The organism is Paenibacillus sp. LS-5 (genome assembly GCF_056121505.1).
The window spans coordinates 121,895-137,697 of sequence record NZ_JBWAVA010000011.1 but is presented as its reverse complement, the minus strand read 5'-3'; the positions used below and the strand labels follow the sequence as shown (position 1 = coordinate 137,697).

Here is a 15,803-nt window from a genome sequence, read left to right as displayed (position 1 = left end):
GAAGATGAAGCTAGACTCTACAGCATCTTCATCTGATTTCACTTGACTTCAATTCAAGCCAATACTTAGCGACTCGCTCAGCTTGTTATTCTCCTTATTCATCTCCTCATATCTCCAGATATCATTCACGAAGAAGCTGACCGTGAAATCGCCGAGGGCCGGGACTGTCCACCTTGGCGTACCTTGGGCGCTGCTGTTGGCGGTCAGCGTGATCTCTTCCCCTGGCTGAATTACTGTATGGTTGGTATCCGACCAGGAGACGACACCGCCGTTGACGGAGAAGGCGCCGCCGGTAATCTGCCCGAGTCCCGTAGAGGGATTCAGCGGGGTCGGGCGTACGCCGATATTCTTCACCTTAGCCCAGAAGATTAAGGAATCGCCGAGCTGCGGTGTGGTGTGGGCGGATGGAGAGCCATCGCTGTTCACAATATTCCAGCCAATATCGGTAACAGTCAGATCCGCGAGTGGTGCTGGAAGTGTAGACTCGTAGCTCTCGAACTCAAACCCATGGACCATGACCAGCCCGTCGGTCCCCTTGATCTCAATCCGGTGCAGCCCGTACTCCAGACCGGCAATCTCATAGACAATCCGGTTCTCTCCCTCAATGCCCGCTTGGGGAAGAACTACCCTCTGCATAAATTGCCCATCGACGTACACGTCGGCGCTGCCCATGTCACTTTTGATATCCGATCTCCAGCGGACTCCAATCCCCTTGAAATTGAACAATGCTGTAGCGTCAGGCGCATAGGTCACGTGAGAGACACTGTTGGAAGCAGTCGCAAATCCGGCATAGTCGATATAAGGATGATCATGTTCTACGGTATACCAGGCCGAGACCGGCACATAGGCGCCTTCCACAAGCTTGAAATAATCAATATTGGCGCCATTCCCGGCAGAGGTGAAGCTGATCATGTTATATCCCGGCTGCAGGGTAATCCCATACTGTCTCGCGGTAAAGTTGCTGTTCCAGCTTCCGGTGGATGGGAGCGTTACGGTCGTTACCTTCTGTCCGTTGACAAGAATATTCTTCTTCGACTCCTGATTGGAAGCGTATGCAATAGTTAAAGTGTAGCTTCCGCCGCTCTCTGAATAGAATCCCTGAATCGTCAACCCCCCGGCATGGGTCTGCTCCACAACCCTTCCCCCGGAAGCGATGCTGTAGTAGCCGATTTTGAGCGGTGGAGCAAAAGACGTGGCTTCCGCTTCGAATTTGGTCGGATCTCCAGGTACATGCGGCGTAATCGGCATCGGCAGTGTGGTTGCTGATACGGCTTCGGTCAGCGGCGAGACATTGCCAAAGTCATCCACTGCCTGAATCCTGTAGCTGTATACGGTCTCAGGGGCTACAGTATAGTCATTGTAAAAGGTAATCCGGCCCGGAATAGTCATTACCGGTTCTGTTCCTCCATCCCGGTATACCTTGTAGCTAACGACTTTATCGTTGTCTGTTGAGGCATTCCAGGTCACCTTCACCTGCTCATGGCTTACCGCCACTGCCGCCGGGCTTACTGGAGCAGTTGGCGCGATAGTCTCCAGTTCATCCAGGATGTACTGAACCGTCTCGCCTGCACCCAGGGTAACCGAGAGCGTAAGGTTCGGCGTTGCCGCAAGCTGGACATTAGAGTGGGCGGCGGCATAGGTATCGCCCGGTCCAAACCGCTCTCCGGCATACTGCCCACTGCCGGGCATGGTTACCCGCACCTGCATCGTCACCGGCTGCGTCTCGAAATTCACAAAATTCAGCAGAATTTTATCTGCCGAAGCCCCTATAGCCGAAGTGCCCAGCGCTGAGGTATCTACTGCGCGGAAATACGCCTTTTTACCATTCAGCGCAGAGGGATTCAGGATCTTATAGCTGAGCGGGCGCCCGTGGGTAGCATACGCAGCGGCCAGCCTGCGGAATGTCTTCAGCCGCGTTTCACCTTGTTCATTCGGATTGGCGGCTACAGCCGCCGTATCCTCGAAGCGGTGTGTATTCCAGTTGATCGCAGAGTTGAATAATCCGAACTCGGTCCCGTCATTGAAGAAGGCTGCATGCTGCATAATGTGGTCAACATAGCCGATATCTCCGCGAAGCTCCCGGTCAAAAGCGGAAGCGAACCTATACGCATACGTGCCGTATTTCGTACTATCGGAATGATTGTCATTGCTGCCGGTTTCACTCATAGCCATCTCTTTGCCGAATCCCTCATCCGCTTCATGGTACACCTGCAGATTCTCATACAGGCTGCCGCCGGGGAGCGGCTGGACGCCGGTTCCGCCATAGCTGTGTCCATTCGTCACATCTGAAAGCGCTTCAATCTCTTCGCGCTGGGCAGCATCCCGCTCCCACCCGTCCGGAATGCCGTTATATGGCCAATAAGCCCAGCCGGGTGCCACAATTTTCAGATAGGGCTGGCTGTTGGTCTGTCGTTCCTCATCCATCAGCTTATGAATCGCCAAGATTGATGAGCGGGACCAGCCGAACAATCCGGGCTCGTTACCTGTCTCCGCGTATTGGTACAAATCCCCGAATTTACTGACAAAAGCCGTATAATAGCTCCTCAAAGCCGTGCTGATCGTCCCGGCCACCAGATCCGCATTGTTCTTCCAGTTGCCTCCGATAATGTTGACCATTGGCGTAAGATTCAGGTCACGCATCGTCTCCAGATAGTTCCGCCCCTGCGGGTCCCAGCCCGCACTAGTATCCGACCAGAAGGAAGCCCGCATCCAATTGCCGCTATAGGCGATGCCCATCCATTTGGTCATGGGCGCCAGATGGCGGATGGCGTTCTCATCATATCTAAAAGTATTCGCGGCAAGCGTGGTCCCCAGATGCACATACCGTCCATGGATCGGCTCTTCCGCCTGCTGAGACAGGGATTTCAGCTTGAAATAGTCCCATTCGAACCATAAATAGGAGTCTCCGGCATACCCGGGAGCCTGAGGGTCCGCATACAACCCGCGGTCAACCACCAGCTTAAGCACATTTAAGCCAACATGCAGCTGCTCTTTGGGAATATACAGCTTGTAAGTTTGTTTCCAGGTATACTCCAGAGGAGTTTCCCCATTATTCAGACCTGTGATCTGAATCAAACCGCTCATGAGGCCATTGGTGAATACGGCAAGCTGGGGTATCGCGGTGCTTGCATCAATCACCTTGAAGCTGAACTCCACTCCGTACCGGGGAACCGCCGCCAGCATAAACGAAAAATTCATCGTTCCATTGACATCGGCCTTCATTCCTTTGGATATCTTATTCCATCTGTACGAAGGCAGTGGCAGTAACACATTGCTGAACACATTATTGTACACTGTAAATTCGGCCGAACTGTCGTCGGGTTCGCCTACCTGCCACAGCAGGCCCGAAGGATTATAGGTGGCGGTTGTGGCATCCACCGGCAGCGAAACTTCAGAAGCCCCGCTGGCGTCAGTATCTAGTTCAGCTGCACTCGGAAAATCCGAATTTTCCTGTTCCTGCTCTATAACATCAAGCCCTGAAGGAGCAGCGGATACCTTACGATCATTTGGAAGCACAACCGCCATCAGCATACAGAACACCAGAAACCATAACGCTATCTTTTTATACATTCGCACATTAACACCCTCTTCTATTTAGAATAGAAACAGGGCCCCCAACTGCTAACTTTTGCGAATAGGAATACCCGACATCCTGGCAAGCGGCCGCTGCAAGCTGACAGTAAGAAATCAGAGGGGTGGCCGAACTTTACCGGATATCGGGTCTGCTAATCATTCAACAACTTATTTGGCGGCCATAAATGCATCCATTTGCGACTGAATTTCGCTTATCACGGCATCCAGTCCAGCGGCCTTCAGCTTGCTGTTCATTTCCTTCAGGATCGGCTCAGGATCTTTTTCCCCGGAATACAAGGTATTCTTATATTGCTTCGTAATATTGATCAGCGCTCCGATCTGCGACTGCACCTTGGTCGAGTCAAAGACAAATCCGATTACCGGGGATACCTTGGAGTTTTTATTCCAGTCGGTATAGAGCTGCACCCGCTTTGGATCTTCATCCTTGTTCAGGTAGTTCAGCAGCACGTTCCCGATCATCCATGAAGATACGGAGTTGTAGCCGCTGTCCGGAATGAATTCAACCGTGTTGTCGCCTACCTTGTTATAATGTTTGCCTTCAATGCCGAAGGTTAACAGGTTATACAGGACGGGATCGGTATGAATCAGGTTCATGAACATCATGGCCCGCTCAGGGTTTTTGGAGGTTCTGGAGATGGCGAGCATGGAGCCCTGCAGACTTTTGGTGCTAACCTGTACCGGCAGCAGAGTTTTGATAATCATGGGTTTCTCGGCGAGACGGGTCCAGTCGTTGGTGGATGTTGGATTCATATTGCCGTAGGTGAACCAGGCCTTGCCGCTTTTCACGGCGTCCTTCAGCTCTGTTTTATCAGTAGCGCCATTCTTGTTGATATATCCCGCTTTGTACCATTCCCGGATTAGCTTCAGACGTGCCAGAATCTCAGGAGTGTCATATTCATTAAAAACCTTCATCGTCTTGTAATCGAGCAGTGTCGGAATTTCATTGCTACCATCGAGGTCCTCGCTGTCCGGGTACACGGTGAACCAGTTCAGGCTGTCGGTATGGTTCATGAACAATGGGGTGATACCCGGTTCTTTTTCCTTAATCGTCTTCAGCATCGGTTCTATATCCTCAAGCTTCTGGATACTGTTCACATCGAACCCATACTTGTCGACAATCGCCTTGTCAAAAGCAAAACCTACCGACTGCCCAAGCTCCTTCTCGGTCGGAATCGCATACAAATGTCCGTTTACGGTAGCAGCTTGCAGGTACGCCGGATTAATCTGTGCCTTGGTTTCCTTGGCATAGGTGTCCAGCAGCTCTTCGAGCGGCAGATAAGCGCCCTTCGCAGCGTTGGTCATAAAGTTCCAAGTATAGACCATGTCGAACACTTCTCCGGACTGGATCATCAGATTCACCTTGTCTGCCGGTTTATCCCAGCTGAGCTGATTGATCTTAATTGTGGCGTTAATCTTATCCTTCAGATATTCATTGATCGCCTGTTCGACGGAAGCCACATCCTTATCCGGTCCGCCAGGCAGATAGAGTGACAGTTCCACCTGCTCCAGCTCATTCGCCTTTTCAGTGGCTGTGGCTGTAGCTGTATCCGAGGCGGCCGGTGCGGTGGTGCTATCCACCTTTGTCCCGGTTGGCTCAGCACCGTTGTTGCTGTTATTGCCGCCGCACCCGCTTAGTGAAAGTCCAATCAGCAGTACAAGTGAAAGCAGTAGACCCGTGCCTTTTTTTCCTGCCATTTCTTGTTTCCTCCCCCTTGATGGTCAATATATGCTAATCGGATGAATCCGAGGTTAGCCTTTAATGGAGCCCAGCGTCAACCCTTTGATAAAATACCGCTGGAAGAATGGATAGGCCAGCACAATCGGACCAATACCGATCAATGCCATAGCCATGCGGATGGTTTCACCCGGAAGTTTTGCAAGCTCCGTCGCCGAGCCTTGAATCAAAGCCCCGTTGCGGCTCAGGTAGTCCGCCTGGGAGATCATTTTGTACATCAGGTACTGCAGGGAATAGAGGTCTGTGTCCGTAATGAAGATCATGCTGTTGAACCAGTCGTTCCAGTAATGCAGGGTGTTGAATAGCCCGATCGTAGCGAACACCGGCAGCGACAGCGGGAACACAATCCGGAAGAACGTCCGCAGCTCACCGGCACCGTCAATCTTGGAGGCTTCAATCAGGGCGGGCGGCACACTCATCTGGAAATAAGTCTTCATAATCAGCACATTGAACGGGGACAGCAGCATGGGAACGATCAGGGACCAGATGGAGTTCTTCAGATCCAGCACCTGGGTGTAGACCATATACCAGGGCACCAGCCCGCCGCCGAACAGCATGGTGAAGAAGATCAGGAAGGCGAAGAAACCTCTGTACCTGAAGTCCGTCCGCGAGATCGGGTACGCATACAGGGAAGAGATAAATACGCTGAGCAGCGTGCCGACAATGGTTACAAAAAAGGACACGCCGTAGGCTTTTACAATGACGGTATAATCTTTGAAGATATAGGCATACGCCTCCAGACTGAACTTCTCCGGGAAAAACTGATACCCGTTCAGCACAATGGAATCGTAGTCCGTAATTGAGATCATGAACACCAGCACAATCGGCAGCAGACAGGTGATCGATAGGATGATGAAAATCATATGGAGTATCACATTCGCCGGCCGGGAGATTTCATTGTTGGTCACCGCTTCCATCCTCCTTTCTTAATTGCATTCCAAAGGTGCTGCTCGTAACTACAGTGAATGTTTGGACTTCCGGCCGCTGTTGTCTTCAGATTTATTCATGAATTATTACCGCGTTAGCGGATAAAATCCGAAGACAAAGGCGGTCGCTAGCGCTCCTCCAGCTCCAAACTTCACCTCCGTTACTCTCACCTTTGGTCATTTTTCAGAAAACGGCCTGGTCCTTGTCGACCTTGCGCACGATCCAGTTGGAGCCCAGGACGAGGAAGAAGCCCACGATGGATTGGTATAGACCCGCAGCGGCGGACATGCCCAGGTTGCCCATATTGATCAAGGCGTTATAGACGTAGGTGTCAATGACGAGCGTGGTCGGATACAGCGCCCCGGAGTTGAGTGTGGTCTGGTAGAACAGTCCGAAGTCAGAGCGGAAAATGCCTCCGATGGCGAGAATGGTAGTGATGATGATGACCGGACGGATGAGCGGGATCGTAATATGCAGAATCTGCTTCCACTTACTGGCTCCATCGATCAGCGCTGCCTCGTAATATTCGTTGTCAATGCCGATAATCGCCGCAAGATAAATGACGCAGCCATAACCCACCCCTTTCCAGAGGTTGATCAGCGGCAGAATAAACGGCCAGTACTTCGGCTCGGAATACCAATTCAGCTCATTCAGCCCAAACATCGCCAGAATACCTTTGTTCATGAAACCGTATTCAACATTCAGAAAAGCGAACACGAGGTAGCTCACCACCACCATCGACAGGAAATACGGAAAGAACATGATACTCTGATAAAATTTTGCGGCCAGCTTATTCCTCAGCTCATTCAGGGCAATTGCGATGGATACGGCGATCACCAGATTGAGAATAATGAACACGAAGTTGTACAGCACCGTATTGCGGGTGATAATCCAGGCATCCGATGTGGCGAACAGGAATTTAAAATTATCCATTCCCACCCATGGGCTTCCGAGAATCCCGTCTACGTAGTTAATATTTTTGAAGGCAATGATGATCCCGAACATCGGCAGGTAGTTGTTAATGAGCAGGAAAATCACACCCGGCAGCAGCATCAGCAGCAGCACCTTGTGCTTCAGCAAATGCCCCAGCATGGAGCTTCTTTTCGGATGGATCCGCACGGGCAACCGCTGCCCGGTGTCCAGCGCGTGTCTTTTCTCATGAGTGATCATCGCCTACGCCTCCTGATTCCTTCAGCACTCTCTCTTCCATGCCTTAAGTGTACCTGGAGAACGGCAGAGGCTAAATAAGGCCATCTATAATAAAAGTTCGATAATCTATAGAGTTTCGTGACCGCTGCTTCCAGACCATTAGAAACGGCTACGCTGCCCTTATAAGGACGGCATCCGTTTCAGCGAGAAAGAGAAGGATAATTTATAGCGAAAAAAAACATATAAATTCTTATCTTTCAAAAAAGAGGCCTTCACCCCATGGATGTCGGCCCCTTCTGGCTGTAATGTAAATTCAGTTCTTCTTACGATAGCATTAGATGAATCTGTGGACGGACCAGATCACGCCCGAGGAGGTGCCTCCCAGATCAAGTGGAACCGTTAAACCATCTGCCTCATAGAAGAGGCAGACCACATCGCCTGCTGTCAGATCAAACTCACCCGTCAAGGTGACTGTCCCGTTGCCCAAGATCGTTCTCAGGGTCAACAGCAGGGCAATGTTCACATTCAGCAGAGGGAACAGTCCGGTTACCAGATCTGTAGTGGCAGGAGAAGTTCTCCGTATAAAAAAAGCCGGGTTGATTCCCGCCCCTAACGCAACCGTAATGGCTGCGGTGGTAGAGTAGTTGATGGTGGCTTCAAAAGAGTACCGGCCCGTAACTGGAACCGTATAATTCCCTGTTGTTTCATTAAACGAGGCGCTGTCGCAATACGATGACGTCACCGTCCAGCCGGTAAGCTGGGTGCTGGCACTAGCCGAAAATGTTGGTAGAAGCGAAGAGAACCCTTCCGCTGCAACATTCTGGCCTGTGGCTCCTGTCACACCTGTAGTTCCAGTGGCTCCCGTTTCACCGGTTGCACCTGTTACGCCCGTAGATTGGCTGACGTACAGATTCCGTACAACACCACTCATATAGTGGCCTTGAATCGAGACCGTAGAAGCCTCTGAATCACTCCGGTTGTCAATTCGGAGTGTCACTGACTGCGTGGTTCTTGCACCACTGACCGCATTGTATTCAATGGGTCCCGTTGATAAAAAGGTCATCTCTTCATTCTCCTTCTCTTTGGATTTCACATCCCTGCTGGTACTGCGTAATGACTTCCAATAATCCTCCCAGGAACTCTAGCAGCACAAAAAGTGATTTATATAGTAATATTCGTACATGCGGTGTGGACGTAAGAACACTGCAAGCTTGCGTACAATCTGGCACCCAACAAACAGAAAACACTGCACTCCTTAACAAAGTATCAGTGCTAACAAGACTGTACCGGCTTTACCTTACACAAAAGGCAACCGAGTAGGCCCCTATCACTGACATGGGCCTCTCATAGATCCGTGCGTGTGGCTTATCACATACGGCATACGGCAACGAATCTTCCGACAGTTATTTCTTTTTTGGGGAACAGCTCGCCTTCCATTCCTCCGCATACTACCTCACGGCCACACTACCGGTTAACGTCAACTATGTACTTCAGCCACCTACAGTGTACTCGGGACCTCCTTCCGTCAGCGCAAAGAGCTGACAAATGCACAAAGGACCGCTCCAAAAAGCACAATGGCTTTTGGAACAGTCCCTTATATATTGCCTTCCCCTTTCAAATCCACTTCTGTTTAAAAGTCAAACAGTTTCGGTTTCATATCCATAGAAATTCAACGTAAATACCACCCGCAGAATTGGACGCTCACGGTTTTCGCAGCTCCGAAAGCCCAATTCTTCTAATCTTATTGGTCGCCTCTTTGGTACTGATAGCGTTCAACTTTTTGAGAATCTGGACAACTTGGTTTTTTACTGTATAAATAGATTTTACTAGTTTCTCTTGAATCTGGACTTGCGTGTACCCATGCATCAAAAGTTCGAATACTTCCCGTTCTGACTTGGATAGGCACAACAGCATTAGTTCTTGTTTCAGCTTGTAATATTGATCTATAAGTATCTCTTGAGGATTGAAGCCGCTGCAAGCAACTCGAATCGCCTCAGGAATTTGGCGAAGCTTTTTCTTGCCTATATAATTAACTGCTCCTGCTGAGAATGTTTGCAGTACCACTTCCTCATCTTCTAACGATGAAAGGAGAATGATCTTACTTTTCGTTCGATTCAGAATTTCGAAAGATAGACAAATAATTTTGTGCAATTGTCGAGTAGAATCTACACCAATTAATACAACATCGTGGCGATTATCTAAAGGCAAAACCTCCAAAGCATCCTTATAATCCTTTATTATGCTTATAATTGTAAATTCAGGTTCTGCATTCAAAAAACACGACAGTGATTGGATGAAAACTTCATCCTGCTCGAAGATGGAAATGTTTATACCCATTTCAGTACTCCTTTTACAAAAACATACAATCACTCACCATTTTAGCATAATCAAATGTCGAAAGATGTTGTTTTGTAGTATGTAAAAAAAATTTTTCGCTCAAAGAGATGCGAAAGTGCGTTTTGATAAATCCATAAAATTCAATTAGTACTATTATTTTTAGTACTTATATAATATTTCAAAAATTTGTATCTTAAAATAGAAATTATTTCACTTAAAAGGAGAGAAGGTATTGAAAAAGAAGATCATTTCCATTGCATTGTCCAGGCTTGTTATCGTTCGTCGTTACGACGTTGAGTACGTCCATTTCATCCGATCATTCAAACCAGCCATTAGCTGAGGCTTCCGGTACTAATCAGGCCGTAACTGCTGATGCATCCGAGGCAACTCCAACGGCGCTTTGGGCAAGCGTTGCCCGTGCTGCTGTTGTTTACGGTACTGCTGCTGCCAAAGAGGCTGTTAAGGGCGTAGCTTATTTGACTAACGCTGGTATGCTGGTAGGCACAGAAGTTCAAGATCAGAACCCTGAAGATACCGATGTGATTTTTGATAAATAGTTGAATCCGTTCTCAAAAGAGGCCGTAGCTTGTTGCGGTCTCTATCATTCATTTTTGGGAGGAGTGACTGTGTCTCGTATCAAAATGAGAATTCAAATACTAAACGCGGTTACAGTGCTGCTGCTTGTCTTCATGCTTTTTCATTTTTCCATTGTTGCTCTTCATGCAGGTCCTGTGAATCCAATATCCGTGAAATTAAAGCCCTATACCGATGCTTATGTCGGAATTCTTTTCCAGCAAAATTGGCATCTGTTCGCACCCGATCCCTTAACGAACAATTATAAACTCTATGTGAGAGTGAAATACACTGAACCCGAGTCCGAACGTGCCTCGGTCGTCACAACCGGGTGGTACGATGCAACTTCACCCATGATTGAAGTAAATAATCGCTCATTGTTCTCACCCTTCAACCGCATGTTACGTATCAGTATGGGACATATGAACGCCTTACATATTGGAGGAAGCGATGATCTTACCATTAAGGTTATTGAGAAGAAGCTCGAAAAGGAAAAGCCTGATCTTGATAAGTTATTTAAAGATCAGACTACTTTTGAGAAGGACAGCTTGTACCGTCTGGCCTTGGCTTATTCTAAAAAAAACTTCCCGAATAAGAACATTCAATCCATACAAATTATGATAAGTGTAACAGAGGCAATTCCTTATTCAAAAAGAAACGATAAGACCTTCCAAAATAAAGAGAAATTCACCACTTTCGACTGGAGGGATGATGTAAAAGATGTTGTCAAAATTCCGTGAATATATGGGACAGGAACGTTTCCTTATTTCAGCCAGCTTGCTTCGAATCGCTCTTGGAATCATTATCCTTTACAATTATTTGATGCATTATGCTCAGAGATTCTTTCTATGGAGTAACGATGGAATTAACACCTATTCCGAGACATTCCTGCATACCAATTTTTCATTATATAACATCTCTAACTCACTGCTTTATTTCGATGTCATCTACCATCTCGGCATTATCGTCTCCCTTATCTATCTTTTGGGCTATAAGGGACGTTTGTTTGCTGTTCTTAATTATTTGTTTTTTTACTCTTTGTATATTCGAACCATGTACATTAGTGATGGCGGTGATAATTTACTAAACCTCTGCTTGCTATTCCTTATCTTTGCGGAAAGCACCCGTTATTTTTCCATTGATGCTCAAAGGAAAAGCAGGATGAAAGACAAAATGCAAATCTCCTTCATGCATGAATTGAAAATGATTATCCATAATTTCGCTGTTTTATTCTGCATTATTCAACTGTGTATCGTTTATTTTTTTTCAGGTGCCTATCAGTTGATGGGAGAATTATGGCAGAATGGAACAGCGATCTACTATGTTTCTCAAGTGAATGAATTTAGCAGACCTATATTGCGTAGCTCTATTGAACATTTTCTATGGGTTAGCATCATTTTTTCTTATTTGAGTATATTTATTAAGCTGGCCTTCCCATTCAGCATTATGAACAAGAGGGTAAAGCCTTTTATTGTTGTATTCATGGTTCTATTCCATGCGGGAATCGGTGTTGGTATGGGCCTACTCACTTTTTCATTAACTATGGTAGTCATGGAGCTCCTTGTGTTTACTGATACTGAATATAAGTCCGGGGCTTCGAAAGTGGCTGCGGCTTACCGAATATTCACATCTGGATGGTCTCATTATTGCTCACGCTTAAGCAAACGCTACTTCTCCTCGCAGCGAATCATTGTTTTTTACGATGGATGGTGTCCAATGTGTCGAGGAGTCGTTCAAAAAATTGCCGCTATGGATTATTTCCGGCTTATCACTTGCACGAGCTTCAGGGACGAAAATGTCATCATCGAATACTCATTGGTACCGGAAGATGTTCAGTTACGTATGCATAGCACTGAATTAAGCCGAATCAATTTGAAGAGCGGGATTCATTCTGTTCTTCAAATTTCTTGTCGATTACTGCCATTATGGCCTCTTGTGCCATCTATTTATATATTTAGAGTAATCGGTCTAGGGCAATTTCTTTACGACGTAATCGCCAAGAGGCGGATGATTGTTCCAGTCAATCATTGCAATGATACATGCGACGTTACGATTGTTGATCATTAGATATCAATTAGGAGGAAAAATGTCTTGGATATCATTATCTATATCGGTTGCGGGCTCATCGTCCTACTAGGGTTGTTTGCCTTGCTGGTCTTCTTTGAAGTCAAGCGGCAGAATCGTAGAACCGAGCAACATATTCTAAAATTTATTGCCAGAAATCCATCCCGGGCATCACTCTATATCATTGAAAATGGAGAAATTATTGCTGACTTGCAGTCAGCGGTCAGGAGGCCTCTTGCGAGCGTAGCCAAGATTATTGTTCTAGCCGAATTTGCTGAGCAAGTTGCCAGACAACAGATCAATCCTGATAAGAAGGTTCCCTTGTCAAGTCTCAACCGATTTTATATCCCGGACTCTGACGGAAGTGCGCATTCAGAATGGTTGTTCAATCTGGAAGAGAAAGGACTCGATCTGGAGAAGGACATCACGATACTAGAAGTAGCCAGAGGCATGATCCGTTATAGCTCAAACGCCAATACGGATTTTTTAATGGAGACCTTGGGACTAGATAGAATCAATCAAAAAATAAAAGATTGGGAATTAAAAGACCATGATGCTCTGTACCCCTTTTCCTCAGCGATACTCATGCCCACCTATTTAAAAGACACACTTGCGGTCTCAATGAGAAAAGTTGCCTCCATAATGAAAGGCTTCACTTATGCCGAATATGCAGCTAAATCTATCGAAATATTTAACTTGCTTGGAAATGATACTGAAGGGAAATGGATTAAGCAGTTGAATCGGCGGGCACGTTCCCGGATAAAATTCCAAAAAATCTGGTCCGACAAGTTCCCCCGTTCGACCGTCAAGGAGTATGCCCATTTGTTAAAAGACGTTTATGAAGGTGATAGGTTAAATGAAGAGGCCAGGGAGGTATTTCAGAACCTAATCAAACTAGAGTTGCCCAATCCGCAATTCGCTATGGCTGCACAGAAGGGCGGCTCCAGCTACACTATTCTCACCTTGGCTATGTATTACGAGGACCTCACGGGAAACAAAACAGAAATGGCCCTCTTCATCTATGATCCGGCGGGCGGCGAACAAATGTGGTTGGAGAAGAAACTGGTTCTTTTTATCAATCAATATTTCACAAACGAAGAGTTTAAACGCCAAGTGCTCCAAGCTTGTCATCCAGGTAACAGTATATGATCTACCTTCTGCTTCTAAAGACTGTATTATTACCTCTCCTCCTATGTACCGTTACATTTAGGTATCAGTTTAAGAATATCTTCTCCTTGATCATCCATCAAATCTTTACGGGAAGCTGGATACTCACTTTGATAAGTGTTGAGGATTTTTCAGGAATAAACGCCTATTGGAGGCTCATTCTAGTAGTTTTACTCCTTGTTCAACTGGTGTATGTATGCTTTCGATGTTTCAGGACGTTCTCAGGGATTCGCCGAGTGTGGCTTAAGTGGGGGGCATGGGGTTATGGTATGCTTGCCTTCTTTTATTTTGTCTACGCAACCTATTGCCTCAGCATGCTCATCATTCCAGCACATGAACGAGAACGCGCCATAGAGATTAGCTTTCCCTTGGCGGGCGGCTTGTACGATGTCGTACACGGAGGCATGCATACGACATTGAATTACCATTATGCATATGAAACGCAAAAGTATGCACTCGATATCACGAAGATCAACGCGTTTGGTCTACGCAAAACTCCATTTTCAGATTCCAAAGTATTAGCGAATTACAAGATATATGGGGACACCGTCCTTAGTCCAGTGAATGGAAAGGTTATTGATATCATCGATGGGATCGGAGAGCATATAGCACCTGGAAAGCGAACACGCCTTAGCAATATGATCGTCCTCGGCTTTCAAGATTATTATATTCTGCTTATTCACCTGAAGCCGGGCAGTTTCAAGGTGAAAAAGGGAGATGTCGTCGACCTACTCCAGCCCCTTGCAAACGTCGGAAATTCTGGCAACAGCACCGAGCCCCATTTACATCTTCATGTTATTCGAAAAACGCCCGGGGGGCCCATCGAATATATTAACGCTCCATCCATCCCGATTACATTTAACGGTCATTTCCTTAAGAGGAACGACATTCTACTGGACGGGAAACTAATTATGCGATGAAATGAGGAGCATCAGTGAAAAGGAAAATTATTGCAGTTGTCATCGTGACACTATCGCTTGTCGCCGCGTTGTTCTCTCTCCTCAATGATCATGCTGATGGAAGCCTGCCGGACGGCTGGAAAGAAGTTGCGCTGGAAGGGAAAGGAAAGGGGAAAATTGTGGAAATCACTGTGGAAGGCCCCATCATGCACGATGTGTCCCATATGATTCATCCCGTTCTATCCATGCTGGATTTCGCCCAGCGCGATCCCGATATAAAGGGTGTTATATTAAATGTAAACTCACCTGGCGGAGATGTCGTCACAGTTGATGATATCCATGTCAAAATTAAGAAGCTTCAGCAACAAGGAAAGCCTGTCGTTGTAAGTATGAACACAATCGCGGCATCAGGTGGATATTACATCTCCGCAGGTGCAGACAGAATATTCGCCCATCCTTCTACGATCACAGGCAGCCTTGGGGTTATTATTAACTTTTCCAACTATAAAGAGCTGGCTGAACGGGTGGGATACAGCGAAGTACATATTAAAAGCGGACCGATGAAAGATATCGGAGATCCTTTGCGGACAATGAGTAAAGAAGAGCAAAAGATATATCAGGATATTGTGAACGTGAGTTATGAACAGTTTGTGGATGTGATCGCAAAAGGAAGAAACATGAGTAAGGACACCGTACGCAAACTCGCAGATGGACGGGTGTATTCAGGTAAGAGGGCCAAGGAACTCGGACTCATCGACGAGTTCGGATCTTTACAGGATGCAATAAGCTATATCAAACAGAAGACGAATTTATCATCTTATCAGATCGTTCAATACGTACCAAAAACCTCCGTTCTCAACCTGCTAAGCCAAGGTGTTAACGTGACCTCTACGGTCGAGGAAGTACAAAACCTTCTTGGCGTAAAGCTCAATGATGGCCCGAAGTTAATGTATATGCTGGATTAAATCATCGGGAAGGTGATTCAATTGATTCCGAAACATAACAACTATGCCGGGTTTTGGCCGCGATTTATGGCATTCACCATAGATATAGCTGTCATCCTTGCGTTTATTTCCCTATTGTCTTCATGGGTATCGTCCATAAACATTCTAAGTACATGGCCGTTCAAGCTCATATTCGTTCAGATTTATTTCGTTTCGTTAACCACGATATATCAACAAACCTTAGGAAAGATGATCGTCGGCATAAAAGTCCGTACGATCACTGACAAGAAACCTTCTTGGGAAGATGTGTTGTTGCGTGAAGGCATCGGCAAAGGGATTTCAGCCTGCATTTTTTTATAGGCTATTTGATGGCCGCGTTTGATCCTACAAAGCGAGCTTTACACGACCATTTGA

At 46.8% G+C, this 15,803-nt stretch carries 13 protein-coding genes; 7 read left to right on the top strand and 6 right to left on the bottom strand.

Annotated elements, in window-relative coordinates; all coding sequences use genetic code 11:
- Positions 1–48: 48 nt before the first annotated feature.
- The 6 genes from AC0MA3_RS17030 to AC0MA3_RS17005 all read right to left on the bottom strand — a co-directional run bounded on the left by AC0MA3_RS17030 (position 49) and on the right by AC0MA3_RS17005 (position 9,742).
- A complete protein-coding gene (locus AC0MA3_RS17030) occupies positions 49–3,570 on the bottom strand; it encodes a fibronectin type III domain-containing protein (protein WP_474657056.1) in 3,522 nt (1,173 codons plus the stop codon).
- Positions 3,571–3,741: 171 nt separating this feature from the next.
- The gene (locus tag AC0MA3_RS17025) at positions 3,742–5,289 is read right to left on the bottom strand and encodes an ABC transporter substrate-binding protein (RefSeq protein WP_474657055.1); all 1,548 of its coding nucleotides are present in this window, start codon (positions 5,287–5,289) and stop codon (positions 3,742–3,744) included.
- 54 nt (positions 5,290–5,343) lie between these two features.
- On the bottom strand, positions 5,344–6,246 hold the full coding sequence (locus AC0MA3_RS17020; RefSeq protein WP_379157776.1) for a carbohydrate ABC transporter permease: 903 nt from the start codon (positions 6,244–6,246) through the stop codon (positions 5,344–5,346).
- Between the two features lie 193 nt (positions 6,247–6,439).
- Positions 6,440–7,426 (bottom strand): ABC transporter permease, encoded by a 987-nt coding sequence (locus tag AC0MA3_RS17015; RefSeq protein ID WP_474657054.1) that lies wholly within the window; start codon positions 7,424–7,426, stop codon positions 6,440–6,442.
- 313 nt (positions 7,427–7,739) lie between these two features.
- A complete protein-coding gene (locus AC0MA3_RS17010; protein WP_474657053.1) occupies positions 7,740–8,468 on the bottom strand; it encodes a hypothetical protein in 729 nt (242 codons plus the stop codon).
- Positions 8,469–9,106: 638 nt separating this feature from the next.
- Complete coding sequence (locus AC0MA3_RS17005; RefSeq protein ID WP_474657052.1) at positions 9,107–9,742, bottom strand: LuxR C-terminal-related transcriptional regulator; 636 nt, start codon at positions 9,740–9,742, stop codon at positions 9,107–9,109.
- Between the two features lie 293 nt (positions 9,743–10,035).
- Here AC0MA3_RS17005 and AC0MA3_RS17000 point away from each other — a divergent pair, with 293 nt between their 5' ends.
- From AC0MA3_RS17000 to AC0MA3_RS16970, 7 genes are all read left to right on the top strand, one after another.
- Entirely contained in the window at positions 10,036–10,299 is a 264-nt protein-coding gene (locus tag AC0MA3_RS17000; RefSeq protein ID WP_474657051.1) for a hypothetical protein, read from the top strand.
- Positions 10,300–10,368: 69 nt separating this feature from the next.
- Positions 10,369–11,055, top strand: a complete 687-nt coding sequence (locus AC0MA3_RS16995) for a DUF5819 family protein (RefSeq protein WP_474657050.1) — start codon at positions 10,369–10,371, stop codon at positions 11,053–11,055.
- Positions 11,036–12,382, top strand: a complete 1,347-nt coding sequence (locus AC0MA3_RS16990) for a DCC1-like thiol-disulfide oxidoreductase family protein (RefSeq protein WP_474657049.1) — start codon at positions 11,036–11,038, stop codon at positions 12,380–12,382. Before AC0MA3_RS16995 ends, AC0MA3_RS16990 begins: the two co-directional genes overlap by 20 nt.
- A gap of 24 nt (positions 12,383–12,406) precedes the next feature.
- Entirely contained in the window at positions 12,407–13,528 is a 1,122-nt protein-coding gene (locus AC0MA3_RS16985; protein WP_474657048.1) for a serine hydrolase, read from the top strand.
- A gap of 254 nt (positions 13,529–13,782) precedes the next feature.
- A complete protein-coding gene (locus AC0MA3_RS16980; RefSeq protein ID WP_474657047.1) occupies positions 13,783–14,466 on the top strand; it encodes a M23 family metallopeptidase in 684 nt (227 codons plus the stop codon).
- Between the two features lie 14 nt (positions 14,467–14,480).
- Positions 14,481–15,410 carry a signal peptide peptidase SppA gene (sppA, locus tag AC0MA3_RS16975; protein ID WP_474657046.1) on the top strand — a complete coding sequence of 310 codons (930 nt, stop codon included), beginning with the start codon at positions 14,481–14,483 and terminating at the stop codon, positions 15,408–15,410.
- A 12-nt stretch (positions 15,411–15,422) separates the two neighbouring features.
- Positions 15,423–15,749 (top strand): RDD family protein, encoded by a 327-nt coding sequence (locus AC0MA3_RS16970; RefSeq protein ID WP_474657045.1) that lies wholly within the window; start codon positions 15,423–15,425, stop codon positions 15,747–15,749.
- Positions 15,750–15,803: the final 54 nt, after the last annotated feature.

Bases quoted from the DNA above. Each gene is read 5' to 3' on its own strand.
- AC0MA3_RS17030 (WP_474657056.1), bottom strand. From the start codon at position 3,570: ATGTATAAAAAGATAGCGTTATGGTTTCTGGTGTTCTGTATGCTGATG.
- AC0MA3_RS17025 (WP_474657055.1), bottom strand. From the start codon at position 5,289: ATGGCAGGAAAAAAAGGCACGGGTCTACTGCTTTCACTTGTACTGCTG.
- AC0MA3_RS17020 (WP_379157776.1), bottom strand. From the start codon at position 6,246: ATGGAAGCGGTGACCAACAATGAAATCTCCCGGCCGGCGAATGTGATA.
- AC0MA3_RS17015 (WP_474657054.1), bottom strand. From the start codon at position 7,426: ATGATCACTCATGAGAAAAGACACGCGCTGGACACCGGGCAGCGGTTG.
- AC0MA3_RS17010 (WP_474657053.1), bottom strand. From the start codon at position 8,468: ATGACCTTTTTATCAACGGGACCCATTGAATACAATGCGGTCAGTGGT.
- AC0MA3_RS17005 (WP_474657052.1), bottom strand. From the start codon at position 9,742: ATGGGTATAAACATTTCCATCTTCGAGCAGGATGAAGTTTTCATCCAA.
- AC0MA3_RS16990 (WP_474657049.1), top strand. From the start codon at position 11,036: ATGTTGTCAAAATTCCGTGAATATATGGGACAGGAACGTTTCCTTATT.